The 23,389-nt window shown below is 62.9% G+C and carries 18 protein-coding genes and 1 pseudogene; 6 read left to right on the top strand and 13 right to left on the bottom strand.

From position 1 onward, the window contains the following. Positions 1–15: 15 nt before the first annotated feature. Positions 16–1,071 (top strand): LysR family transcriptional regulator, encoded by a 1,056-nt coding sequence (locus IAE39_RS19315; protein WP_201205484.1) that lies wholly within the window; start codon positions 16–18, stop codon positions 1,069–1,071. Here IAE39_RS19315 and IAE39_RS19310 read toward each other — a convergent pair. After that, positions 1,014–1,490, bottom strand: coding sequence for an Lrp/AsnC family transcriptional regulator (locus IAE39_RS19310; RefSeq protein ID WP_201205482.1), 477 nt, complete (start codon positions 1,488–1,490; stop codon positions 1,014–1,016). The two genes, IAE39_RS19315 and IAE39_RS19310, sit on opposite strands and share 58 nt — an antisense overlap. Before the next feature lie 107 nt (positions 1,491–1,597). Between IAE39_RS19310 and IAE39_RS19305 the strand changes: the two genes are divergently transcribed. Together IAE39_RS19305 and IAE39_RS19300 are read left to right on the top strand one after the other, a co-directional pair. After that, positions 1,598–2,443 (top strand): EamA family transporter, encoded by an 846-nt coding sequence (locus IAE39_RS19305; protein ID WP_201205480.1) that lies wholly within the window; start codon positions 1,598–1,600, stop codon positions 2,441–2,443. 153 nt (positions 2,444–2,596) lie between these two features. After that, positions 2,597–3,823 (top strand): MFS transporter, encoded by a 1,227-nt coding sequence (locus IAE39_RS19300; RefSeq protein ID WP_201205478.1) that lies wholly within the window; start codon positions 2,597–2,599, stop codon positions 3,821–3,823. On the opposite strand, the pseudogene IAE39_RS19295 reads toward IAE39_RS19300, so the two are convergent. The 4 genes and pseudogenes from IAE39_RS19295 to IAE39_RS19280 all read right to left on the bottom strand — a co-directional run. Continuing rightward, positions 3,809–3,982, bottom strand: a pseudogene (locus IAE39_RS19295) (SLOG family protein); the annotation flags it as partial. The gene IAE39_RS19300 and the pseudogene IAE39_RS19295 sit on opposite strands and share 15 nt — an antisense overlap. Before the next feature lie 21 nt (positions 3,983–4,003). Beyond that, a complete protein-coding gene (gene mgtA / locus IAE39_RS19290; RefSeq protein ID WP_201205476.1) occupies positions 4,004–6,718 on the bottom strand; it encodes a magnesium-translocating P-type ATPase in 2,715 nt (904 codons plus the stop codon). A gap of 744 nt (positions 6,719–7,462) precedes the next feature. Further along, positions 7,463–9,088, bottom strand: coding sequence for a methyl-accepting chemotaxis protein (locus tag IAE39_RS19285; protein WP_201205474.1), 1,626 nt, complete (start codon positions 9,086–9,088; stop codon positions 7,463–7,465). 233 nt (positions 9,089–9,321) lie between these two features. Next, positions 9,322–10,212 carry an alpha/beta fold hydrolase gene (locus IAE39_RS19280; RefSeq protein ID WP_201205472.1) on the bottom strand — a complete coding sequence of 297 codons (891 nt, stop codon included), beginning with the start codon at positions 10,210–10,212 and terminating at the stop codon, positions 9,322–9,324. 226 nt (positions 10,213–10,438) lie between these two features. On the opposite strand from IAE39_RS19280, the gene IAE39_RS19275 reads away from it, so the two are divergent. Beyond that, the gene (locus tag IAE39_RS19275; protein WP_201205470.1) at positions 10,439–11,680 is read left to right on the top strand and encodes a DUF1835 domain-containing protein; all 1,242 of its coding nucleotides are present in this window, start codon (positions 10,439–10,441) and stop codon (positions 11,678–11,680) included. A gap of 295 nt (positions 11,681–11,975) precedes the next feature. Here IAE39_RS19275 and pdxR read toward each other — a convergent pair whose 3' ends face one another. Beyond that, positions 11,976–13,463, bottom strand: a complete 1,488-nt coding sequence (gene pdxR, locus IAE39_RS19270; protein ID WP_201205468.1) for a MocR-like pyridoxine biosynthesis transcription factor PdxR — start codon at positions 13,461–13,463, stop codon at positions 11,976–11,978. Here pdxR and IAE39_RS19265 point away from each other — a divergent pair, their 5' ends adjacent. Next, entirely contained in the window at positions 13,464–15,215 is a 1,752-nt protein-coding gene (locus tag IAE39_RS19265) for a M24 family metallopeptidase (protein ID WP_201205466.1), read from the top strand. Between the two features lie 86 nt (positions 15,216–15,301). On the opposite strand, the gene IAE39_RS19260 is transcribed toward IAE39_RS19265, so the two are convergent. The 6 genes from IAE39_RS19260 to IAE39_RS19235 all read right to left on the bottom strand — a co-directional run bounded on the left by IAE39_RS19260 (position 15,302) and on the right by IAE39_RS19235 (position 21,112). Further along, the gene (locus tag IAE39_RS19260; RefSeq protein ID WP_201205464.1) at positions 15,302–16,438 is read right to left on the bottom strand and encodes an aminotransferase class V-fold PLP-dependent enzyme; all 1,137 of its coding nucleotides are present in this window, start codon (positions 16,436–16,438) and stop codon (positions 15,302–15,304) included. A gap of 91 nt (positions 16,439–16,529) precedes the next feature. Continuing rightward, on the bottom strand, positions 16,530–17,255 hold the full coding sequence (locus tag IAE39_RS19255; RefSeq protein WP_201205461.1) for a tellurite resistance TerB family protein: 726 nt from the start codon (positions 17,253–17,255) through the stop codon (positions 16,530–16,532). Between the two features lie 145 nt (positions 17,256–17,400). Beyond that, positions 17,401–17,691 carry a DUF1330 domain-containing protein gene (locus IAE39_RS19250; RefSeq protein WP_201205459.1) on the bottom strand — a complete coding sequence of 97 codons (291 nt, stop codon included), beginning with the start codon at positions 17,689–17,691 and terminating at the stop codon, positions 17,401–17,403. Positions 17,692–17,726: 35 nt separating this feature from the next. Beyond that, on the bottom strand, positions 17,727–18,527 hold the full coding sequence (locus tag IAE39_RS19245) for an NAD(P)H-dependent oxidoreductase (RefSeq protein WP_201205457.1): 801 nt from the start codon (positions 18,525–18,527) through the stop codon (positions 17,727–17,729). Between the two features lie 97 nt (positions 18,528–18,624). Continuing rightward, positions 18,625–19,518, bottom strand: coding sequence for a LysR substrate-binding domain-containing protein (locus tag IAE39_RS19240; RefSeq protein WP_201205456.1), 894 nt, complete (start codon positions 19,516–19,518; stop codon positions 18,625–18,627). A 211-nt stretch (positions 19,519–19,729) separates the two neighbouring features. Continuing rightward, positions 19,730–21,112, bottom strand: a complete 1,383-nt coding sequence (locus IAE39_RS19235; RefSeq protein WP_201205454.1) for an aminotransferase-like domain-containing protein — start codon at positions 21,110–21,112, stop codon at positions 19,730–19,732. 121 nt (positions 21,113–21,233) lie between these two features. On the opposite strand from IAE39_RS19235, the gene IAE39_RS19230 reads away from it, so the two are divergent. Beyond that, entirely contained in the window at positions 21,234–22,103 is an 870-nt protein-coding gene (locus tag IAE39_RS19230) for a DMT family transporter (RefSeq protein ID WP_201205452.1), read from the top strand. Between the two features lie 8 nt (positions 22,104–22,111). On the opposite strand, the gene dapA is transcribed toward IAE39_RS19230, so the two are convergent. After that, positions 22,112–22,978, bottom strand: a complete 867-nt coding sequence (gene dapA, locus IAE39_RS19225; protein ID WP_201205450.1) for a 4-hydroxy-tetrahydrodipicolinate synthase — start codon at positions 22,976–22,978, stop codon at positions 22,112–22,114. Positions 22,979–23,389: the final 411 nt, after the last annotated feature.

Raw genomic sequence — 23,389 nt, 5'->3', positions numbered from 1 at the left:
AGCCCGTGCCGGGCCATGCCGCACCATCGCCGTGCAGACGGCTCCGAGACATTCGAGGCTTCTGTGTCCAAGTCCATGCCGAACTGCGATGCCCAGTTGATCCGTACGCTCTACACCCTGCTCACCGAATGCAGTGTTTCGCGTACCGCCGAAATGCTGGGGCAGAGTCAGCCAGCCATCAGTGTTGCCTTGCGTCGGCTGCGTGAGCTAACGGGTGACCCTTTGCTTGTGCGTAGCGGCAGCCACATGGTGCTCACCGCACATGGCCAGGCATTGATCGAGCCTGTTTCGCAGACGCTGGCCGGCTTCGAGCAGATCCTGCACCCGGTGGACAGCTTTGACCCCGCCACTACCCGGCAGACGTTTCGCATCAGCACCCCTGATTATCTGAGCGTGTTCTTTGTACCGGCCATCATCGAGCGCTTTCACGCGCAGGCCCCTTTCGCCACCCTGGAACTCAAGCACCTGCACGCCGAAGGTGGTTACTCGCGCGGGCTGGAGGACGGTTATCTGGACCTGGTGATAGGCAACTGGAGAGCGCCTGCCGAGCACCTGCACCTGCAGCCGCTTTGTGACGACGACCTGGTGTGCCTGATGCGCGACGGGCACCCCATCGAGCCTGGCAGGCTCACTGCCGAAGCCTATGCCATTGCCGACCATCTCGATGTCATGACCCACAATGCGTCCGGCCAAGGCACGATTGGCCTGGAGCTGGCCAAAAGTGGCCTGGCCAGGCGGGTTACCACCACCTTGCCGTACTTTTGCCTTGCGCCGTATGCACTGGTCAAATCAAACCTGTTGTTCACCACCACGCGCTCGTTCGCCAAGCACTACACCGAGTTGTTGCCGCTGCGTATCGAGCCATTTCCGGTGCCAGCACAGCCATTGCGGTATTACCAGCTGTGGCATGCGCGCAAGCATCGGTCGGCCGCCTCCAGGTGGCTACGCAGCCTTGTGCTGGCCGCAGCGAGTAATATCGGCCTGCCGACCCGGGCAGCAAACCTGGCGCAACGTCAAAATGGAACAGACAAGCCCACCTTGACCTTGTCCAGTACAATCAGTGTGCGGTAGGTAAGAATGTCTTCGTTATCGGCAAAGTGCAGCCTGACCAGTTTTTCGAAATGCGCCACGTCACGCGCCAGCATGACGATGATGAATGACACCCCACCGTTGACGAAGTAGCACTGCTGGATCTCCGGCACATTGGCGAAATAGCGCTTGGCCCGGTCCATCACCCGCGAGCGGTCGTCGCGCAGGCGCGATTCGACGATGGCGGTAATCATCTGGCCGACGCTTTCGGGGGCAATCACTGCGGTGTTGGCCGCAATCACCCCGCTTGCCTCCATTTGCGCAACGCGCCGCTGCACGGCAGGCGTGGACAGGCCGATGTCTTCGGCGATGGCGCGCTGCGAGGTCTTGTTGTCTTGCTGCAGCAGCCGCAGGATCGCGTGATCGAAGCCGTCCAGCGGCCGATTGGTGGTGTCACTCATTTTTGGTTTCCAAAGCAAGCAGTTCACTCATCAGAAGGCCATTTTCACAGCAATTGCTTCGCACGCCGAGCACTAAAATGGCGCCTTGACTGCTGCTGGAGCCACGTGTGGACGCAAAAAATGCTGGAACCCTCGCCCCGGTCGGTGCTGCCATCGCGGCACTGGTGTCGGTACAGACCGGTGCCGCCTTGGCCAAGACCCTGTTTCCACTGGTTGGCCCCGAGGGTGTGGTTGCCTTGCGGCTGGGCCTGTCAGCGGTAATCCTGCTGGTGCTGCTGCGGCCGTGGCGTATCTGGCGCCAGGCCAACAGGTTGCACCTGTTGGGCTATGGCCTGATGATGGGGCTGATGAACATCCTGATTTATCGTGCCTTCCTGTACATACCGGTGGGTATCGCGGTTTCCATCGAAGTCATCGGCCCGCTGGGCGCCGCGTTGCTGACTTCGCGGCGGCGTATCGACCTGCTGTGGATCGCCCTGGCACTTGCCGGGCTGACGTTACTGCCGTGGGGTACGGACAGCCACGGCCTGGACCCGCGCGGGGTCATGTATTCGCTCGCCGCAGCCCTGGCCTGGGGGCTGTATGTGTTGCTCGGCAGCAAGGTGGCAGTGCACGGCAAACAGGCGGTCGCCAGCGGCATGCTGTTCGCTGCATTGCTGGGCGTACCACTGGGCGTCAGCCATGCCGGGGTCGATTTGCTGGCCCCCTGGGTGCTCATGGCTGGCCTGGGCGTCGCCCTGCTGTCCAGCACTATCCCCTTCCTGCTCGACATGTATGCAATGCGCCACCTGCCGCCCAGCATTTTCGGTGTACTGCTCAGTGCCTCGCCGGCTGCCGGGGCAATCGCAGGCTGGCTGATCCTCGATGAAGTGCTGGCTGTGACCCAGTGGCTGGGCATTGCCGCCATCGCCATGGCCTGCGCAGGGGCGGCGCTGGTGGGGCGCGGCCGATAGCGGCCGCTCTGCGCAGGGCCTTTCATCGATTGCGCTGATGTTTACTATCAAGCGGGCCGCCTGTCGGCCCGCCAGGCCCGCCGCCTATAATCGCCGGCAAATCCCCCCTCCTGCGCCTGCTACAGGCGACATCCCTCCTTGGAATCCGACACCATGCCAAGTGCCAGCCAGGCCCCACGGGGCCGTCCCGAACATAATCAACAGAGCGTCACCCAGCAGTGGCTGGCGATTCTTTCGGTCGCCGTCGGCGCCTTTGCCCTGGTCACCAGCGAGTTCCTGCCGGTGGGCGTGCTCAACGATGTGGCCAGCGACCTTGGCATCAGTGCCGGCCTCGCCGGCCTGATGGTGACCCTGCCCGGCATCATGGCCGCGCTGGCCGCGCCGATCATTTCCGTGGGCGTCGGTGCGCTGGACCGGCGTTACCTGCTGATCGGCCTGACCCTGATCATGATCATCGCCAACGCCATTGTCGCCTACGCCGGCGACTTCAACCTGCTGTTGATCGGCCGCGTGCTGCTGGGCGTGAGTATCGGCGGTTTCTGGGCCACCGCCATCGCCCTCAGCGGGCGCCTGGCACCGGATGGGGTTGGCGTGGCCAAGGCCAACTCGATCATCATGGCCGGGGTCACCCTGGCGACGGTGGTGGGCGTGCCGGTAGGCACCTGGCTGAGCGGCCTGATGGGCTGGCGCATGACCTTCCTGGTTACCGCGCTGGTGGGTGTACCTGTGCTGCTGGCCCAGGTATTCCTGCTGCCAAGGCTGATGCCCGAAAAGGCCATTCGCGTGCGCGACCTGCCGGCCTTGTTCATCAACCCGCAGGCGCGGGTCGGCCTGATTGCCGTGCTGCTGATCGGCCTGGCGCACTTTGCCGCGTACACCTATGTGGCGCCGTTCTTCAAGCAGAACGCCGGCTTCGATGGGCCAACCATTGGGTCCTTGTTGCTGCTGTATGGCGTGGCCGGGTTCATGGGTAACATTTTCGCCGGTTATGCGGCCAACCGCAGCGTGCGGCATACCCTGATGCTGGTCGCGCTGATGATCGCTGTCAGCACCGCCCTGTTCCCGCACTTCGCCACCGGCATGACCGGTGCAGCGATGCTGATCGCGCTGTGGGGCTTTGCCTTTGGTGCGTTCCCGGCCTGCGCCAATATCTGGATGTTTGTCGTGGCGCCCAAGGATGTCGAACGTGGCATGCCGCTGTTCGTGGCCTTGTTCCAGGTGATCATTGCCGTGGGCTCGTTCTTTGGCGGACAGGTGGTCGACCATATGGGCACGGCGGTGCTGCTGAGCCTGGCCACGGCGCTGGTGGGCTGCGGCTTTGTCACGGTGCTGGTGCTGGGGCGCAACGTCAGCAATAGCCTGGCTGCGCAGCCAGGCTAAGCCGTAGGCGATCGCCCAGCTTTCGATCTCGCCGCCCAGGTACTGGCTGCCACAACGGATCAATACCCGGATCGGCCGCTGACGCTGGACATCGTCCAGCGCCTTGCGGCAGCGCCCGGTGTCGGCGTAGTTGCGGCCGGCACAGATCAGTACGCGCATGCTCTGCTCTCCCTGCATGACTCAGAACCACTGCCCGAAGCGGCGAATGTAAAGGGTCTTCATGGCCTGGGCGACCACGCAGTAACCCAGCAAGGTGGCAACCAGCCAAGGGAAGTACGCCCACGGCAACGGCACCAGGCCAACCATCGCCCCCACCGGCGAGAACGGAATGTAGATACCCAACGCCATCACCAGGCCGGTTGCCAGCACCACCGGCAAAGCTGCCGTGCTCTGGAAGAACGGCACCTTGCGGGTGCGCAGCATGTGCACCACCAGGGTCTGTGACAACAACCCCTCGATGAACCAGCCAGACTGGAACAGCGCCTGCATCTCGACACTGTTGGCGGCAAACACATACCACATCAGGGCAAAGGTAGTGATGTCGAAGATCGACGAAGTAGGGCCGATCCACAGCATGAAACGGCCAATGTTGCGCGCATCCCACTTGCGTGGCTGGCGCAGGAACTCCTTGTCCATGCGGTCCCACGGCAGCGACAACTGGGAAAAGTCGTACATCAGGTTCTGCAGCAGCAGGTGAATCGCCAGCATCGGCAGAAACGGTATGAACGCGCTGGCCACCAGCACCGAGAACACGTTGCCGAAGTTGGAACTGGCCGTCATGCACAGGTACTTCATGATGTTGCCGAAGGTTTCACGGCCCTTGAGCACCCCCTCCTCCAGCACCATCAGGCTCTTTTCCAGCAGGATGATATCCGCCGACTCCTTGGCGATATCGGTGCCGCTGTCTACCGAAATCCCCACATCGGCATCACGCAGGGCGGCGGCGTCGTTGATACCGTCGCCCAGGAAGCCCACCGTGTGACCATTGGCCTGCAGCGCTTTGAGCACGCGCGATTTCTGCAAGGGGGTGAGCTTGGCAAAGACGCTGCGCGCCTCGACCTGCCGCTTGAGGCTGGCATCATCCATGCGCTCGATGTCCTCGCCGAGCAACGGCAGGCCAGGCTCCAGGCCCACTTCACGGCAGACCTTGCAGGTGACCACCGGGTTGTCACCGGTCAACACCTTGACCCGCACGCCCATGTCGCGCAGGGCGGCAATGGCCGGGCCGGCGGTTTCCTTGGGCGGGTCGAGGAACGTCAGAAACCCCTGCACCACCAGATCACGCTCATCGTCAGTGTGGTACTGCGCCTTGCCGTCGGCTGCCGGCATGTGGCGCGTGGCAACCACCAGCACGCGAAAACCATCCCGGTTGAAGGCTTCGGCGCAGGCCAGCAGGCGCTGGCGACGTTGCGGGTCCAGGGCAGCGACACTGTCGCCTTCCTGCACATGGGTGGCAATCGCGAGCATCTCTTCGACTGCGCCCTTGCTGACCAGCAGGTGATCGCCCAGTGCGTCTTTCACCACCACGGACAACCGCCGGCGGATGAAATCGAACGGCAGCTCGTCGACCTTGGCATAGGCATAGGGCGCCTGGAAGTCGCTGTCCTGGCCGGCAAAATGCAGCACCGCCTGGTCCATCAGGTTGCGGATGCCGCTCTGGTGGTGGCTGTTGAGCCAGGCCAGTTCAAGGATGCGATTGTCGCGTTGGCCATCGATGCGCACGTGGTGTTCGAGGATGATCCGGTCCTGGGTGAGGGTACCGGTCTTGTCGGTGCACAGTACGTCCATCGAGCCCAAGTTCTGGATGGCGTTCAGGCGCTTGACCACTACCTTGCGCCGGGCCATGGCCACCGCGCCCTTGGCCAGGTTGGCGCTGACGATCATGGGCAGCATTTCCGGGGTCAGGCCCACGGCGACGGCAAGGGCGAAGAGGAAGGCATCGCCCCAATCGCCCTTGACCACCCCGTTGATCATGAACACCACCGGCACCATCACCAGCATGAAGCGGATCAACAAGCTGCTGACGCTGTTCACCCCGCGGTCAAAGGCGGTCTGGCTGCGCGAGCCGGCGATGGCCTTGGCCAGTGAACCGAAGTAGGTACGCCGGCCAGTGGCAACCACCACGGCCCGGGCGCGGCCGCTCACCACGTTGGTGCCCATGAAGCAGATGTTGGGCAGCTCGAGCAGGTTGCCCTGGGCGCCACTGTCGTCGGTGGCCGACTTCTGCGCCACATTGCCCAGGGTGTCGTACTTTTCTACCGGCAACGCTTCACCGGTCAGCACCGCCTGGCTGATGAACAGGTCGCGCGATTCGAGCAGGCGGATGTCGGCGGGGATCATGTCACCGGCAGACAGCTGCACGATATCGCCGGCCACCAGCGCTTCCATGGGCACTTCACGCAGGCGTGGTGCCTGTGCGAACTGCTCGCGGCGCAGCACGGTGGCCGTGGTGCGCACCATGGCCTTGAGCGCGTCGGCGGCCTTGTTCGAGCGATATTCCTGCCAGAAACGCAACAGGCTGCTGAGGCCGACCATGGTCATGATGATGATGACCTTGGTCAGGTCGGCATCGTCCGCTTCGCCCGCGCTGAGCGGCAGCCAGTAATCGGTGACGAAGCTGATGCCGGCCAGGGCCAGCAGTACGTAGATGAAGGGGTTGTGCAGGGCCTTGAGCAGCTGCATCAGGGCATGTGGCTGCTGGTCGTGGGCAACCTGGTTGGCGCCGTCGCGCTGCAGGCGCTTGGCCGCTTCGTGTTCGGTCAGGCCCTGTTCGCTGGCATCGAGGTTGGCCAGGGTAACGGCCAGGCCATTGCGCGCTTCACGGGCGGCGCGGGTAGACAGGCGGGTTTCGCGTTCGGCCTTGGCCGAAGAGGTAGTGCGGTGTTTGACAGTCATGTTGCTGTGCTCCTGCCGCTGTGGCGGCACGACACACAGACGTTTCACTCAAGCAGTGAACGAAGGCATGTCGGGTCGCAAAAAGTACAGTTTCTTTTCCGACAGTTGTTTGTCCGCGGCCGAGGGTCGGAGGTTGTTTCGGCAGCGAACTTTCTACTCGCGCAATCCATGTTCTTATTCCTGTTCTAAAACACCGGGCAATAACTATCCTGCAAACTTTCAATATGGAAAGTCTGGCTGTATAGCTAGCGTTAGCTGCTTTTATTCAATGAAAACAGTGCGGGCTCGGGCATGCACGAAGGCCTGCCAACGGCCCGCGTCTACCTGGGGGTTCCTGCCGCTCGGCATGCTGCCGGTACGGGCGCTGCAGCCGGGCGCGCGGCCGCCGCAGCACGCGGCAAGCGTGCTGGCGAGGTGAAACGGATGAAGTGAATTTCATGAGCTTGCCTCCAACCGGCGGACACCGGCGGCGGCAAGTCACGGCGGAGCATCAGGCTCTGGCGCGGCTTGCCCGACCAGGGTGTCGGGACCGGTGTTCCGGTTCAAGTACCTGACCCGGCCATGCGGCGAGGGTCAGGCAGCGACTAGATACTGTGTCCATTGAATTCTTCAGTGATGGGAAAAAAGGCCCTTTTGTTAGGGCGAGCAAACCTTATGCAAGCGTAGTATCAAAGTCAACCTCCCGAACAAGGTTTAAATAAGTTTCATCTTGTCTTGATACACACTTTGTTTGCCGGGCGCGCTTCAAACCCTGAACTTTCCTACCAACGCCGTCATCTCGCCCACCAACCCCGACAATGCCCTGCTCGCCTCGCTGGTCTGTTGCGCCCCGGCCGCCGAATGGTTCGACAACTCGCGGATGTTCAACAGGTTGCGGTCCACCTCCCGTGCCACCTGAGCCTGCTCTTCGGCCGCACTGGCGATGACCAGGTTGCGCTCGTTGATTTCGCCGATCGCACTGTAGATGCCCTCCAGCACCTGCCCCGAGGCCAGGGTCACGTCCAGGGTCGACTGGGCGCGGTTGGTGCTGGCTTGCATTGAGGCCACTGCCGCTTCAGTACCGGCCTGCACGCGGCCGATCATCTGTTCGATCTCCTGGGTCGACTGTTGCGTGCGGTAGGCCAGCGTGCGCACCTCATCGGCCACCACCGCAAAGCCGCGCCCGGCCTCACCGGCACGGGCAGCCTCGATGGCGGCATTGAGTGCCAGCAGGTTGGTCTGCTCGGACACCGAGCGGATCACTTCCAGCACTTTGCCGATATCCCGCACCTGCCCCACCAACTGCTGCAGATGGGTACTGCTGGTCTGGATCTCGCGGGTCATGGCCTCGGTGCCATCGATGTTGTCGCTGACCTGGCGACGGCTTTGCGCGGCCAGCTGGTTCGATTCGCTGGTGGTCTGCGAGGTGGTGATGGCGTTACGTGCAACCTCTTCCACGGCGGTGGTCATTTCGGTCACGGCAGTGGCTGCCTGCTCCAGTTCCAGGCCCTGCTGGCGCAGGTTGTTGGCGCTTTCTTCTGTCACCGTGTTCAACGCGGTGGCGGCTGCGTCCAGCTGCCGGGCACAGCTGCTGATCTGGCCCAAGGTATCGCGCTGGCTGTGCTGCATGCGCTGCAACTCATGGAACAGTTGGCCGATCTCGTTGCTGCCTTGCGCGTGCACCGGCACGCTCAGGTCGCCACTGGCAATGCGCTGGAAGTGCTTACCAGCCTCGCGCAACGGATGCAGCACACGCTGGGCAATGAAGGCCCAGCACAACACCGCCAGGGCCAAGGTCACAGCCAGCAGGCCCAGGCTGAGCAATTGCGCCCGGGCCAGGCGGCGGTCGGACTCCAGCATAATCTGCTGGCCGCGCTCGCCCAGTTGGCCAACCAGTTGCTGGCGCAGCGCCTGCAACCGGCCCATGGCATTGCCGGCATCGCCGTTGACCTTGAAGTACTGTTCCAGCGAGCGCTGGCGGGTGGCCTCACGCTGCCCCGCTACTGCCCTGGCATACTCGGAGAAGGTAGCCTGCAACTCGGTAGCCAAGTTGCGCAGGGCTGGCTCGCGGGCGTTTTCGACAAACTCGGCGACCAGTTGCTGGCTCTTGTCGTTCAGCTCGACCGACAGCGCCATGCGCTTGGCTGCGCTGTCGTCATGGCCGCCCAGTTGCTCGATGAAGCCCGAGGACACGTTGGCGCTGGCACGAATGGCCATCAGCAACGCATTGTTCAACCGGTCCGACTGGTGTGCGGTCTGGTCCAGTTCGGTGATCTGCTGGTCGCTGCCCACGGCTGCCCGCCAGGCACTGAAGGTGGAAAACAGCAAGGTCAGGCTGAACAGCGACAACACCCAGAACATTCCGGTGCGGATCTTGAGGTTGGCAAGCATGCGGGCAGTACTCCTTGTTGGCACCACTTCTGGTCGATGATTCGACGGTGGGTGTGCTGCTATCGGAGGGGCTGGCGCAGGCTTGAGGTGGCGGATAGTGCTTGTGGGCGGTTACCGCACGGATGTTGCCGAATGTAGGAGCGGGTTTACCCGCGAAACAGGCGACGCGGTGGATGGCACCGGCTGCGCCGGTGTTCGCGGCTAAAGCCGCTCCTACAAGGACCAGGGTAATGTCATCGCTCAAGGAACTCGGTAACCGCCTCGGCGAACGCCTGCGGCTGGTCCAGCATGACGAAATGGAAGCTGCCATCGACACGCTTGAACCGGATATCCGGCGTACCGGTATAAGCGCCACGGAAGGTCGTATCAACGCTGGCAGGGGGCATGCCATACAAAGGGTCATAGGCATACACGACCTCTACTGGCACCTGGATACGGCCAAGCTCCGGGCGCAGGTCGGTGGTCATCAGTTCATAGGTGGCATCGGCGACCGTCCTGCGGTCCGAACGCAGGGCCGCTTCTACCAGGGCAGGCCTGGCCGCTGCAGTCTTGGCCAGCCGGTCGATGGCCGTGCGCTGCATCGCTTCGGCCTGCTCGGCCGGCGCGGCCAGCATTGCATCACGGAACTGCGCAGCGTGCGGTGCCGCGGCTTCGGCAGTGGCCGCAGGGTTGATCAGCAAGGTGTAGAACGGCAGCGCATCGACCACCATCAGCCGCCCTGCCCGCTGCGGATGGCGTGCACCCAGCATCAGCGCCACCTCGCCGCCCAGCGAGTGGCCGATGATGGCTGGCGCCTTCAGGTGCTGGCTTTGGATATAGTCCGCGACCGCCTCGGCCACCGGGGCAACCACGCGCCCGTCCACTGCGGGCACGGCAGGTGCACCGGCAAAGCCGGCGACCTGCACCAGGTGCAGGCGGTGCTGCTGGCGCAGGGTGCTGGCAAGCCCTGCCCATACCTGCGGTGATGAGGCCAGCCCGGGGATCAGGATCACGTCCGGCCCGGTGCCCTCGACCGTTACCGAAATACGCTCACCCGCCACAGGCGCTGGCTGGCTTGGCGCGGCCAAGGCCGCCGTCAGCGACAAACTGGTACTGATGGCTGCAAGCAGGGTACGTACGCGCATGCGGGTCATTCCTTTGACTTCAATGGAGTAAAGCCCGCCACTATAAGGCGCCGGGCAGCCCATGGGAAAACTATCGTTTGCAACCCGGGGCGCTGCACCGTTAAAGTCGGGGCCTGGGTGCTGGCTGCGCCTGCGGTCCGCGCGAAGGGGTTGCCCGAGCCATGCGACAACACATTTTCATACCAGCTCCCGGCTTGTCGGCGGACCGAGCCCCAAAGGAGTTGGCATGCCCGCCATCAATGCATCCCGCCACCACGGCCTGCTCGATCTGCCCGCCTTGCGCAAACGCGCCAAGCGTTTGCTGAGTGCCCTGAAAAACCACCAGGCCGATGACGCCCGCGAACAACTGCGCACCCTTGGCCTGCCCGGCCCCGATTACCGGCTTGCCGACACCCAATGGCTGGTGGCCCGCGAGGCCGGCTTTGCCAGTTGGCCGAGGCTGAAGGCGCATGCCGATGCCGTGGCGTTTGCCGCACGCCACCCCGGGTTCGCCGCCGACGGCGAGGCGGCCGTGCAGCATTGGCGTTGCGGCAACGACATCGCCCACAGCTTGCGCACTGCCGGCTTTGCCGGCGCCTTCCAGACGTTCGACGACCCCATGGTCATGGGCCCGGTACCGGCGCTGCCCGAGCAACAGTACTGGCAAGTACGCGGGGCCTATGTACAGCAGGCGTTCAACCTTGACGCCGCAGAAGTTGCCGCTCGCCAGACAGCACAGCAGGAGGCACTGGCCAGCTTGAATGGCGACAGCCAGCTGGTGCTGTGGTGCGAGGCCGACGCTTACGACCAGTTGTTCCTGATCCGCGTGCTCGCCAGCCTGCCCAGCCTGCCGCGCCGGCTGGAGCTGATCGAAATTGACCAGGTACCGGGTATCGAGCGCTTCATCGGCATCGGCCAACTGGCCCCCGACCTGCTGGCCTGGCTGTGGCCGCAGCGTCGCGCACTGGGCGAGGATGCACTGGCCCTGGCACGCCAGGCATGGGCAGCCTACACCGCAGCCGATCCGCAGGCCTGGGCTGACCTTGCTGGCCGCCAGCACCCGGCGTTGCCGCTGCTGGGGCGGGCACTGGCGCGTCAGTTGCAGGAGTTGCCTGGCGCTAACGATGGCCTGAGCCTGACCGAGCGCCTGCTATTGCGCGTGCTGGCCTCACGCGGTGAGCTGCCGGCCGGGCGAGTGTTTGGCCAGCTGATGATGCAGGACGACCCGCTGCCTTGTCTGGGCGACATGATGTTCCGTGTCCTGCTGCAGCCGTTGATCCATGCGCCGCAGCCACTGCTGTTGGAAGGCGCAGGTGAGGCCTGGGCGCAACGGCCGTTGCGGCTGACCGCACTGGCTGAACAGGTGTTGGCAGGCGAGCAGCACTGGCTTGATCACCGCCCGGCACAGCGTTGGGTGGGTGGGGTGCTGGTCGATGCGGCTGACAGGCCTTGGGTGGTCAGCGAGCAAGGCCAGGTGTGGCGCCGCTAATACTGTTGCGGCGCTATGTGCGAGCAACTGTCTTGTTCAAAATTTGAAGGGTCGCACAATCCCTGTGGGAGCGGGCGCGCCCGCGAAACAGACGACGCAGAGGATGGCACCGGCGTTGCCGGTGTTCGCGGGCCTGCCCGCTCCCACAGGGACTGCGCTGGCTTCGAGTCAACACTGTACCTGTGGGAGCGGCTTTAGCCGCGAACACCGGCGCAGCCGGTGCCATGCACCGCGTTGGATTCTTCGCGGCTGAAGCCGCTCCCACAGGGCCACCGCTTGGCTGGGAGCTTCTATTTCACCCCGAACATACCGCCCGCGCCGCAAGCGCCAGGCGCTGGGTTGCCTGGCGGATCTCATCCGTATCCAGCGAAGCAAAGCCCAGGCGCAAGGCATTCTCGGCATGACCGAACGGTGAAAACTGCCGCCCACTGCGCACCACCAGGTCCAGCGCCAAGGCGTTATCGACCAGCAGATCCACATTGATCGAATCGGCGAACCTCACCCACAACGCCAGCCCGCCTTCCGGCTCACGCACGCTGATCTGCTCGCCAAACGCCTCATGCAAACACGCCAGCAAGGTCTCGCGGCGCCGCCGGTACTCGCGGTTGACCCGGCGCAAGTGCTTCTTCAGTTCACCCTCATTGATCAAGTCGGCGAGCATTCGCTGCATCACCGCATCCCCCTGCCCCAGGGTCAGCGTTGCCCGGCGCTCCAGCACCGCTATCACCTCCGGCGGTGCCACGATATAGCTGCAGCGAAAGGTACTGCCCAAGGGCTTGGACATTGTGCCGATGTAAATCACATGCCGCTGCTGGCGGTCGCTGGCCAGCGGCAGATAGGGCCGCCCGGCAAAGTGGTACTCGTAGTCGTAGTCTTCCTCGACCACGCAGAACCCATGCTGGCGCGCCAGCTCCAGCAACTGCTGCCGGCGCCCGGCGGGCAGGCTGACCGTGGTCGGGAACTGGTGATGTGGCGTGATGTACATCATCCGTACCTTGTGCTGCCGGCACAGGGCCGCGATGTGATCGACCCGGCAGCCCTCGTGGTCCAGGTCCACGGTGACCAGCGTGGCACCCGACTGGCGGAAGATCTCCCATGCCGGCGGATAGCTCAGGCGCTCAACCAGCACCACATCACCCGGCTTTAGCAACACGCTGGCAACCAGCGACAGCGACATCTGCACCCCTTGGGTCAGGCAGATATGCTCGGCGCCAATGTTCAGGCTGCGGTTGTGCCGCAACATGTCAGCCAAGGCCGTGCGCAGGTAATGGCTGCTGCATTCGCTGCCGTGGCGCACGCTGTTGCTGGTGAAACTGCTGCGCAAGGCGTTGCGGTAATAGCGGTGCAGCACGGTTTGGGGCAACAGCCGGTGGTCACAGGCGCCGTTGTCGAAAAACAATGCACCCGGGCGACCTTGCCAGGCTGCCGCCTGCTCGTTCGCCGCGAAGTAGGCCACGGCGGGTTCTTCTGGCAGGGCCAGGGCGAAGGGCCGCACGGTCGCTGGCGCAGCCTGGCTACCCGGCGCCAGTTGCTGGCTGACGAAGGTGCCGCGGAGCTGCACGCTTTGCAGCCAGCCTTTGGTTTCGGCTTCCTCGTAGGCCAGGATCACCGTCTTGCGATTGACGTTCAGCAGCTGGGCCATTTCCCTTGTACCCGGCAACGGCGTGCCGGGGCGCAGGCGACCCTCGGTGATCGCCGCCACCAACGCTTCGACAATCTGCCGGTACGACGCCTGCGTGCCCTCAAGCCTGAGCAGCGGTTGCCATTTGCGTAGCTGGACCATGTGAAGTATCCAAAACTGGAGGTTCTGCTGGTCCTGGACTATAGCAACAATCGAACCTCCAATCGCCCCGAGGTGTTCATGCAAAGCCGCCATGTCATTGAGTTGTCGCCTTCGGGCAAAACCTTCCACGCCAGCCAGCAATTGCTGCTCGATGCCATGCTCGCCAGTGGCCTGCCGGTTCCGTTCTCTTGCCGCCGCGGCGCCTGCGGCTCGTGCAAGGTCAAGGTGGTGTCGGGGCAGTACCAGGACAAGCAGCGCGATGCCGACACGCCAGCGCCCTCCTACCCCTTGGCCGCCGATGAAATGCTGCTGTGCCAGAGCCACGCCTGCAGCGACATGCGCCTGGAGATACCCGGCTGGTCACTGGATGCCCCGGCCCTGCAGTTCGAAGCGCAGGTACACAGCAAGCGCGCGCTGAGTGCAGATATCGTCGAACTGGTGCTGCAGCCTGCCCAGCCGCTGGACGTACGCGCCGGGCAATACGTCCGCTTCCTGCTCGGCAAGGGTGACAGCCGCTGCTTCTCTGTTGCCAACCTGCCGGCACAGGACCAGGGGCGGCTGGTGTTTCATATTCGCACGGTCAGCGGCGGCCTGTTCAGCGAAGGCGTGCTGCCTGCCCTGCAAGCAGGCGACTCGGTACAACTCGAAGGCCCGCTGGGTGCCTGTACCTGGCAGCACGAAGCCCCGCGCCCGCTGGTGTTGTTCGCCACCGGCACTGGCTATGCCGGCATCAAGCCCTTGCTGCTGACGGCCCTGGCCGGCGATGCCGAGGTCACGTTGTACTGGGGCGGCTCGACAACCGCAGACTGGTATGACAGTGCGTTCCTCGACCAGGCCAGCCTTACGCACCCGCGCTTTCGCTGGCACCCGGTGCTCTCAGCTCAGGCTCGCGTGCAGCACGTGGCGCTGGCCCAGGTACATCAATGGGCCGATACGCAGGTCTACGCCTGCGGCAATGCCAGCATGATCACTCAGGTGCGCGAGCAGTGCCTGGCAGCCGGTGTGCAACCGCACCGTTTTGTCGCCGAGGCCTTCGTGGCCAGCGGCGCCCTCACACCACACGCTGCCACTGCCAGCCCCTTGCACCCCGAGCTGGAAAAGGTCGGCCCCCGTTACTCGCTGGATGGCATGCTCGCGGCCCGCGAACAGTCGGTGCGCGCCGTGGCCGCGATCGCCAGCCAGCTACAGGTCGGCATGACCACCGCCCAGGCGCTGGAGATGGCTGCCCACACCTTGCAGGCAATGGGTGCGTCGCACACCTGGCACCCGACCTACATCCGCTTTGGCGACGACACCGTGCGTACACCGCGGCAAGGTATTGATCTGCAGCGTGTATTACGTACTACAGATATTGTCGTGGTCGACGTTGGCCCGGTCTGGGATGGCTATGAAGGCGACTACGGTGACACCTTCGTGTTTGGCCAGCACCCCCTGCATCACGCCTGCGTCAAGGCCCTGCATGAAGTGTTCGACGAAACCCGCCAGGCCTGGAGCCGAGGGCTGACCGGGCGCGAGCTGTATGACTTTGCCGAGCGCAGCGCCCAGGACCGGGGCTGGCAGCTGGAGCGCAACCTGGCCGGGCATCGCATCGCCGATTTCCCGCATGTGCTGTACAGCCAGGAGAAACTGGCCGAGGTGGAGTTTGTTCCGAGCGAGGTGGTGTGGGTGCTGGAAGTACAGCTGTGCCACCCGAGCGAGCCGGTCGGGGCGTTTTTTGAAGACATCCTGATCGGAGAAGCCAAGGCCGCGTGATTGTTGTAGGAGCGGGTTTACCCGCGAATGCGGCGGTTGAATCACCATCGCATTCGCGGGTGAACCCGCTCCTACATTGGGCCAGGTTAGCGCTGCACTATCACCTCATTCAGGGCCTGCTCGAGCGTGCTGACCGTGCGCTCGATGTTGTGCAACTTTTCCAGCCCGAACAGACCGATGCGGAACGTCTGGAAGTCGGCCGGCTCGTCACATTGCAACGGCACGCCGGCAGCAATCTGCAGGCCGTGTTCGGCAAATTTTCTGCCGGTCTTGATGTCGGCATCATCGGTGTAGCTCACCACCACGCCCGGGGCCTGAAAGCCGGCTGCGGCCACGCTCTTGATGCCTTTGCCGGTCAGCATGGCGCGCACCTGATCACCCAGGGCCTGTTGTTCGCTGCGGACTTTGTCGAAGCCGTAGGCCTGCATCTCGTTCATTACGTCGTTGAAACGCGCCAGCGCATCGCTGGGCATGGTCGCATGGTAGGCATGCCCGCCCTGCTCGTAGGCCTGCATGATCTGCAGCCACTTTTTCAGGTCGCAGGCAAAGCTGCTGCTGTGCGTGTGCTCGATGCGCTCCAGGGCCAGGGCGCTGAACATCACCAGGGCGCAGCAAGGGGAAGCGCTCCAGCCCTTCTGTGGTGCGCTGATCAGCAGGTCGACCGCGCACTTGTGCATGTCGACCCACAGCGTGCCCGAGGCGATGCAGTCGAGCACGAACAGGCCGCCCACCGCATGCACCGCGTCGCCCACGGCGCGCAGGTAATCGTCGGGCAGGATGATCCCGGATGAGGTTTCCACATGGGGGGCGAAGACGATCTGCGGTTTGTGTGCCTGAATGGCCGCCAGCACTTCATCCAGAGGGGGTGGCGCGTAGGCCGCCTGGCGCCCGGCTTCGACCGGTCGCGCTTTCAGCACCGTGGTGGCGGCCGGGATATTGCCCATTTCGAGGATCTGGCTCCAGCGGTAACTGAACCAGCCGTTGCGGATCACCAGGCACTGCTGGCCGGTGGCAAACTGCCGCGCCACTGCCTCCATACCGAACGTACCGCTGCCAGGCACCACCGCAACAGCCTGGGCGTTGTAGACCTGTTTCAGGGTGCTGGAGATGTTCCTCATTACCCCCTGAAATGCCTGCGACATGTGGTTGAGCGAGCGGTCGGTGTAGACCACCGAGTACTCGATCAGGCCCTCAGGATCAATACCGGGATAGAGCTTCGACATGGGGTGATTCCTTCGCCAGGGATGTCTGTGGTATCGACCCTGCCTCAAGCCTGCGCAAATGACAAGCCAGCCTCTTGTGCATTCGCGCCCGTCAAGCGGTGCCCCTGGCCTGCTGCTCCAGGTGCACCTGCAACGTCGGGTCGATTTGCAGTGCACTGGCCAGTTCGTCAAGGTAAGCCCGCTCGGCGTCCTGCTGGTCATCCACCAACATGACGCTGGCCAGGTACATTTCCGCAGCCATCGCCGGGTCCCGGGCCGACTGCGCCACTTCGGCAGCATCGAGGGGCTTGCTGACCTCTTCATCCAGCCATTGCTGCAGTTGCGGGTCGCCGGCGTGGCGCTTGATTTCTGCGTAGATCAACTGCTCTTCCTGCGGGTCGATGCGCCCGTCAGCCTTGGCGGCGGCAATCAGCGCACGCAAGATGGCATGGCTGTGGTCTTCAGCCTCGGGGCCGGACAATTGATCGACTGTACGCAGCGCCTGTTGCGGGGCTGCTGCCTGGCTGCGCTGCCAGCTTTGATAGGCCTGGAACGCCATCATGCCCAGCGACGCCAGCGCCGCATAATTGATGCCACCTGCGGTGCGCCCCTGGCCAGGGCGGGCGGCGCTGCCACTGCCACCCGCCCCCAGCAGGCCGCCCAGCAAGCCACCAAGGCCATTGCCGCCGCCCGCTGCACTCCCCCCACCGAGCAGGCCGCCCAACAAGCCGCCCAAACCACGCAGGCCATCTTGCGGGGGCATACCGCCGCTGCCTTGTTGCGCTTGCGAACGCTGACCGGCGCGAAGTAGCTGTTCGAGTAAGTCACTGGTGTTCATGGCTCTACCCTCGATCGGTAGTCGTTGCCCAGACAGGCAACGATAGCCCTCCCCAGGCAAATAGCCATGACCGTTTGGCTGACGGCCGTGCGATGTCATTGTCTGCGTTCCACCTGTATCGGCCGTCAAGCACCCGGACACCCGTTCAGCCCAAATCACCCTCGATAATGAGCACCTCACGACGATAGGCGCGCAATGCCACCGCTTTCGCTTGCGAATACGCCGGGTCGGCATAGCACGCCTTGGCCTGGGCGTAACTGTCGAACTCGACCGCCAGCACACGCGTGCTGGTATGCGCCTCCACTAGCGCCGCCGAATCCAGGACTTTAAGCCTGGCGCCATACTGCTCGGCGATTGGCGCCCACAACCGGCCATACTCCTGCTGAGCCTCATGGTCGGTTACAGCAGTGCCCAGAATAATCCAGTAACCTTTCATTGAAGCCCCTTGTATGTGCATGTTCGAACGCGCTTTCAAGCTCGACCCTTCATTGCCGCGTCAAATGCGGATGCAGACGCTTCGAATGTCTGATCTGCATGTGGATTCCACTGCACGCCGGAGCGGGCCAATACACCTGGCTTGAGCTGCTGATGCGCGTCGTAGTCCTGCCGTGGGTGGAAATACAACGGCTCGATGTCGTTCAGCTGATAGAGCCGCTTCGCATAGTCTTGCAGGTACTGCTCACGCTGCTCGGCCGTAACCACGGCCGGCATCCATGCCGTAAAAGGCGGTAACACTGTAAAACCGGTGTACGCCAGGATGCCATTATGAATCGGCCAAAGAATGTGATGCAGGTCGCCATCAATGCCATTGGGGCTGTACAGAGAGCTCGCCGTGCCCGTGGTCAGGCTGAGCATCGCTCGCTTGCCAGCCATGAGGCCGGTGTCGTATTTGCGCCCCGCCGCATAGGCAAAGCCCCGGCTGAAAACACGGTCTACCCAACCTTTCAGAATGGCCGGCATCGAGAACCACCAAAGCGGGAACTGGAAGATGATCAGGTCTGCTTCCTTGACCTTGTTCTGTTCCAGCGCCACTTCATGGCTCGTCGTGCCCGCCTTGTGAGCCTGCTCCTGCGCTTTGGCTGGGTCGAAGAAGCCGTCTTCGGGCAGCTCCGCAAATGCGCTTGCATCCAGTACAGGGCTCCAGCCCAAGGCATAAAGGTCACTGACTTGCACCTGGTACCCCAGGCCTTCCAGGGTGCTCACAGCCAATGACGTCAGCGCCCCGTTGAATGAGCGTGGTTCTGGGTGAGCATGAACGATCAGTGTTTTCATGGTGATGGGGCCTCTTGGGGAATGTGCTCAGGTGGCATTCACCGTAACAGCAGCCCCAGTGGCGAGGGAGACAGCTAACCTTTACTGTGCCAGTAGGTTAGCTATCGGCAGCTTGTTGCTTGAGCCAATTCTGGACAACGCCTAATGATTCAGACTGTTTCATCTTGCGCGGCCAAACCAGGTAAAACGATTTGTCGAGCCTGAGCTGTTGGGTAAACACCTGAATCAGCCGGCCTGCGGCGATGTCGGCACCGACAAACGCGAGGCTGGCCAGGGCAATGCCTTGACCACTGATGGCTGCATCAATGGCCAGTGAGGTCTGGTTGAAGCGCAGGTTTCTGGCCGTAGGTTGCGCGTGCTGCGGGAATAGGTCTGCAAGAAACTGAGGCCAGAAGTTATGGGCATCGTGAAGCATGATGAAATCCTGAAGCTGCTCAAAGCTGGCAGGCATTTCGCCTCCTTCAAACAACCGTGGGCTGGCAACAGCAACGATGCGCTGCTCCATCAGCAACTCGCTGTTCAAACCCGCGCCGAAGTCGGGTTTGCCGTAGCGAACAGCGATGTCTACACCATCGGTGCTGAAGTGAGATAGCCGGTCGGTTGCCAGCACACGCAAATCGATATCTGGATAACGCTGCGCAAAGCTGCCGAGCCTGGGAATCAGCCATTTCGAAGCAAAGGAAGGCGTCACGCTGACCGTCAGGTGGGCAGCCTGCGGCCTGAGCAGGCGTGTTGCCTCGTCGATCATGGCGAGTGCACTGCGAATGCTGCCACTGTAGCTGTGCCCTGCATCGGTCAACGCCAGGCCACGGGGTAGACGTTCGAACAAACGCAAATCCAGGCTCGCTTCCAGCCCGCGTATCTGCTGGGCAACTGCCGCCTGGGTCACGCCCAGTTCCTCGGCCGCCACACGGAAGTTCAGGTGACGGGCCACCACTTCAAAAACTCGCAACGCATTTAGCGAGGGTAAATCAGCGAAACCGTCTGACATGGCAATGGAAATTCTATTGGATAGTGTGCCGAGGCTACTCCCTGAGCATCCCTAAAGAAACCCGTGCCAGTAGAAAAGCACAGTTCACTACCCATAAGCCCGCCGCATTCGGTGCGCAAGCAGGCTTGCCGACGATGGGCTGCGCAGCGGCCCCAGAGTCTTGAGTCCATTACAGTCCATTTGAAGGGTGTGGCCTGCATGGCGCTCGCGTTTAACCGCCCAGTGCACGCTTCAACACTTCGTAGATTCGGGCGTCACCCGATTGAGCCACGTTGAAACGGAGGAAATCTCCCGCCGTCATGGACCGGCTAAAGGCATTCCCGGGCGCCAGCACTACACCTTCATTCAGGCACGCCCTGGCCAGCGTTGCCGCCTCCTTGCCCTGAGGGAGCTGGCACCACACGTACATGCCCGCCTGGGGAATCATCCAGGGCTTGATACCTATCGCCCGAAGCCTCGCGACCGTGCGCTCCATTTCCTCGGCTAACCGAAGGCGCACACTTTCCATGTGCTTTCGGTAGCCGCTATCAGTAATCGCCAAATGGATGACATCCGCAGCCAAGCGACCGCCCCCGAAAGTCGTCGCAATCTTCAGGTCGACCAGGCTCTCGATCCATTCACTACGCGCAGCGATGTAGCCGCAGCGAATCGAAGCGGAGATGGTCTTGGAGAAGCTGCCTATCTGGATGACACGCGACAGGCCATCGAAGGCGGACAACCGTGGCGCGGGCGTAGTCTCGAAATCCCCGAAGATATCGTCCTCTACAATCACCAGGCTGGAGCTGTCGGCCAGCTTCAGCAACCTGTGTGCCGTGACCGGGGACAAACTGGCGCCGGTCGGGTTGTGGATGCCGGAATTGGTTATGTACAAGCGAGGCGCATGCTCGCGCAGGGCAGCGCCGAACGCCTCGATATCCGGCCCCGTCGGCGTGTAGGGTACGCTCACGATGTTCACCCGGTGTGCTTTCAACAGGGCGTGAAAGTTGAAATAGCAGGGGTCGTCGACCAGCACCGTGTCCCCTGGCTCCAGCAAAAAACGGCAAATCAGGTCGATGGCGTGGGTGCCGGACTCTGTCAGCATGATCTGCTCGAGAGGCGCTTCGATCCCGGTTCCTGCCAGGCGTCGCGACAGGAACTGCCGCAGGGGCGGATACCCAAGCGGTGAAGCATACTCCGTCAGTTTCACCGTTTCGGAGCGGGCGATGGTTCGCAGCGCTTTGCGCATGCCTGCTTCATACATCCAGGAGGCAGGTAGCCACCCGCACCCGGGTTTCAACGCATCGCTGGAGGTTTCCAGAGACTGGCGCGAGATCCACAACGGGTCGACGGCCCGATCAAGCCTGGGGCCAAGTTCAGTCAACACCAACGGCGCCACCGGCCCGGCCACGTAAAAACCGGAGCCGGGGCGTGAACTGAGGACACCCTCTGCCATCAGCCGCTCATAGGCCTCAAGAACGGTTGAAACCGATACTTGCATGGTCTGCGCCATGGCGCGGACCGAGGGAACCCTCGCACCAGGGGTGTAGGTTCGAGAGGCAATCCTCGACTGGATTTCGCCCATGACCGTTCCGATTCGCGTTCCGCTGCGTTTCATGCCACCCTCAACTGTGCTGGACTCATATACATAACAGTTCGGTTTAACTGTACTGGATTGTACATGGCCTTGGTAAGCCTGTCGGTGGTGTACTGACCTCCGACCAATCAAGGAGTGACCGATGGAAAGATCAACAAGCGGGTGGATCAACGGTTTCATGGGCGTTGCAATCTTTGCGGGCTCGTTGCCGGCAACCCGTGTGGCTGTGTCGGCTTTCGAGCCGACGTTTCTGACCTGCGCCAGGGCCACCATCGCCGCGCTGTTGGGTGCGCTTTTCCTGGTCGTGCTGCGGCAACCGCGGCCCGGGCGTGGTGACTTGACGTCACTGGCTGTGACAGCGCTTGGCGTTGTTATCGGGTTTCCGCTGCTGACGGCTCTGGCCCTGCAGCATGTCACCTCTGCTCACTCCATTGTCTTTGTCGGGCTCCTGCCGCTGTGTACCGCTGGGTTCGCGGTGCTGCGCGGCGGTGAGCGCCCCCGGCCACTGTTCTGGTTGTTCTCGCTGACAGGAGCCGGGCTGGTCGCTGGCTATGCATTGATGAATGGCGGCGAAGGGTCGGCGCTGGGCGACCTGCTGATGATGGCTGCGGTTGTTGTTTGCGGGTTGGGGTATGCAGAAGGGGCGCGCCTTTCGCGGACATTGGGGGGGTGGCAAGTGATCAGCTGGGCATTGCTGGTAGCGTTGCCGTTGATGCTGCTGCTGACGATCATCAACTTCCCGGCGCCTGAGGCCTTCGCCAACGTCAGCGCCCCAGCGTGGTTCAGCTTCGGCTACGTGTCATTGTTCAGCATGCTGATCGGCTTTGTGTTCTGGTACCGAGGGCTCGTGCAGGGTGGCATTGCGGCAGTGGGCCAACTGCAGCTGCTGCAGCCGTTCATGGGGCTTGGGCTGGCAGCGCTGCTTCTGCACGAGCAGGTCAGCTGGATGATGCTGGCCGTTACGCTGGGGGCTGTCATCTGTGTGGCCGGGGCCAGGAAACACGCCCTGTAGATGACGCGTCAGGTGCCGAGTGTGGCCAGCACGCCTTGCAGCTTGCTACGGGTTGCCTGCGTGCACGCCTGCATGGGCTCGCGCAGCTCGTCGCCGATCAGGTCTTGCAGCTGCAACGCCGCCTTGACCACGGCCGGATTGGGCTCGGCGAAGGCCATTTTTATCCACGGCAGCAATTGGTAGAACGTGCCTCGCGCTGCTGCCCAATCGCCGCTGTCGACCTGGCGCAACATACGCACGTAAAGGTCGGCCCGCACATGCGCAGAAGCCGAAATGGCCCCCGCACCACCCAGGCACAGGTTATTGAAGATCTGCAGGTCTTCACCGGCCAGCACCTGGGCGTGGCCGTCCTGGATCAGCGCCATCGTGGTCTCGCTGTCGCCGCTGCAGTCCTTCACGGCAGCAATGCGCGGGTGGCGCACGATACGCCGCAAGGTGTCCCGCTCGATGCGCACGCCAGTGCGGTAGGGAATGTCGTAGACGATCACCGGCACGCGGGCCGCATCGGCGATGGTGGCGAAGAAGGCTTCGATGCCAGTCTGTGATGGGCGGATGTAGCAAGGTGCCGGGACCAGCAGCCCACCAATCTCACGCTGCTGAATTTGCGCCTGGAAGGCCAGCAGCTCATTCAGGTTATAACCCGACAGGCCCATCACCACCCTGCCCGGCTCAACCCAGGCCAGCACTGCGTCCAGCACGGCCAGTTGCTCGGTCTTGGACAGCGCTGCGGCTTCCCCCGTGGTACCACACACCACAAAGCCGGCCACGCCGTCTTCGAGCAGCTGCTTCACCAGCTTTTCCAGGCCCGGGAAGTCGATTTCATTGGCGCGCATGGGCGTGACGAGGGCGATCCAGATACCACGGAAATTCGACATGCAATAACTCCTGATGTTGACCGAAAGTCAGCGTCAGCAGGGTGAAGAGTCGAAGTGGTCGGGCAGGGATACCTGGCGCCTTCTGTCTCGTCAGCCCACCTGACGAGACAGCGCGCCTCGGTCAGATGAGCGGCTGTTTCTTGGATTTCTTGGCAACGGCAACGCACACGCCTGCCTGGGCAATGAAGCCCGAAGCGAAAATGGCGTGGTTGGTCATGGACATGCTGGCAAGCCCGTTGCGTGGATATGGCTGGATAATGCTGGGGCGGTGCGGCCACTGTCAAGGCGCGAATGCCTCTGTGGATTTGCCGACGCATTCGCGGGTGAACCCGCTCCTACACTGGGCCGCGTGAAGGCAAACGGGGCCATACGCCGCGTCGGCCTCTTGCACATGGCTTCAGGCCAATACGG

The sequence above is a fragment of the Pseudomonas sp. S37 genome (assembly GCF_016658545.1).
GTDB lineage: Bacteria > Pseudomonadota > Gammaproteobacteria > Pseudomonadales > Pseudomonadaceae > Aquipseudomonas.
The sequence above is the reverse complement of the archived record's forward strand: the minus strand, read 5'-3'. Positions and strand labels throughout refer to the sequence as shown.

Excerpts from the sequence above, each read along its gene's own strand:
- IAE39_RS19315 (WP_201205484.1), top strand. The coding sequence starts at position 16 with ATGCCGCACCATCGCCGTGCAGACGGCTCCGAGACATTCGAGGCTTCT.
- IAE39_RS19310 (WP_201205482.1), bottom strand. The coding sequence starts at position 1,490 with ATGAGTGACACCACCAATCGGCCGCTGGACGGCTTCGATCACGCGATC.
- IAE39_RS19300 (WP_201205478.1), top strand. The coding sequence starts at position 2,597 with ATGCCAAGTGCCAGCCAGGCCCCACGGGGCCGTCCCGAACATAATCAA.
- mgtA (WP_201205476.1), bottom strand. The coding sequence starts at position 6,718 with ATGACTGTCAAACACCGCACTACCTCTTCGGCCAAGGCCGAACGCGAA.
- IAE39_RS19285 (WP_201205474.1), bottom strand. The coding sequence starts at position 9,088 with ATGCTTGCCAACCTCAAGATCCGCACCGGAATGTTCTGGGTGTTGTCG.
- IAE39_RS19280 (WP_201205472.1), bottom strand. The coding sequence starts at position 10,212 with ATGCGCGTACGTACCCTGCTTGCAGCCATCAGTACCAGTTTGTCGCTG.
- IAE39_RS19275 (WP_201205470.1), top strand. The coding sequence starts at position 10,439 with ATGCCCGCCATCAATGCATCCCGCCACCACGGCCTGCTCGATCTGCCC.
- pdxR (WP_201205468.1), bottom strand. The coding sequence starts at position 13,463 with ATGGTCCAGCTACGCAAATGGCAACCGCTGCTCAGGCTTGAGGGCACG.
- IAE39_RS19260 (WP_201205464.1), bottom strand. The coding sequence starts at position 16,438 with ATGTCGAAGCTCTATCCCGGTATTGATCCTGAGGGCCTGATCGAGTAC.
- IAE39_RS19255 (WP_201205461.1), bottom strand. The coding sequence starts at position 17,255 with ATGAACACCAGTGACTTACTCGAACAGCTACTTCGCGCCGGTCAGCGT.
- IAE39_RS19250 (WP_201205459.1), bottom strand. The coding sequence starts at position 17,691 with ATGAAAGGTTACTGGATTATTCTGGGCACTGCTGTAACCGACCATGAG.
- IAE39_RS19245 (WP_201205457.1), bottom strand. The coding sequence starts at position 18,527 with ATGAAAACACTGATCGTTCATGCTCACCCAGAACCACGCTCATTCAAC.
- IAE39_RS19240 (WP_201205456.1), bottom strand. The coding sequence starts at position 19,518 with ATGTCAGACGGTTTCGCTGATTTACCCTCGCTAAATGCGTTGCGAGTT.
- IAE39_RS19235 (WP_201205454.1), bottom strand. The coding sequence starts at position 21,112 with ATGAAACGCAGCGGAACGCGAATCGGAACGGTCATGGGCGAAATCCAG.
- IAE39_RS19230 (WP_201205452.1), top strand. The coding sequence starts at position 21,234 with ATGGAAAGATCAACAAGCGGGTGGATCAACGGTTTCATGGGCGTTGCA.
- dapA (WP_201205450.1), bottom strand. The coding sequence starts at position 22,978 with ATGTCGAATTTCCGTGGTATCTGGATCGCCCTCGTCACGCCCATGCGC.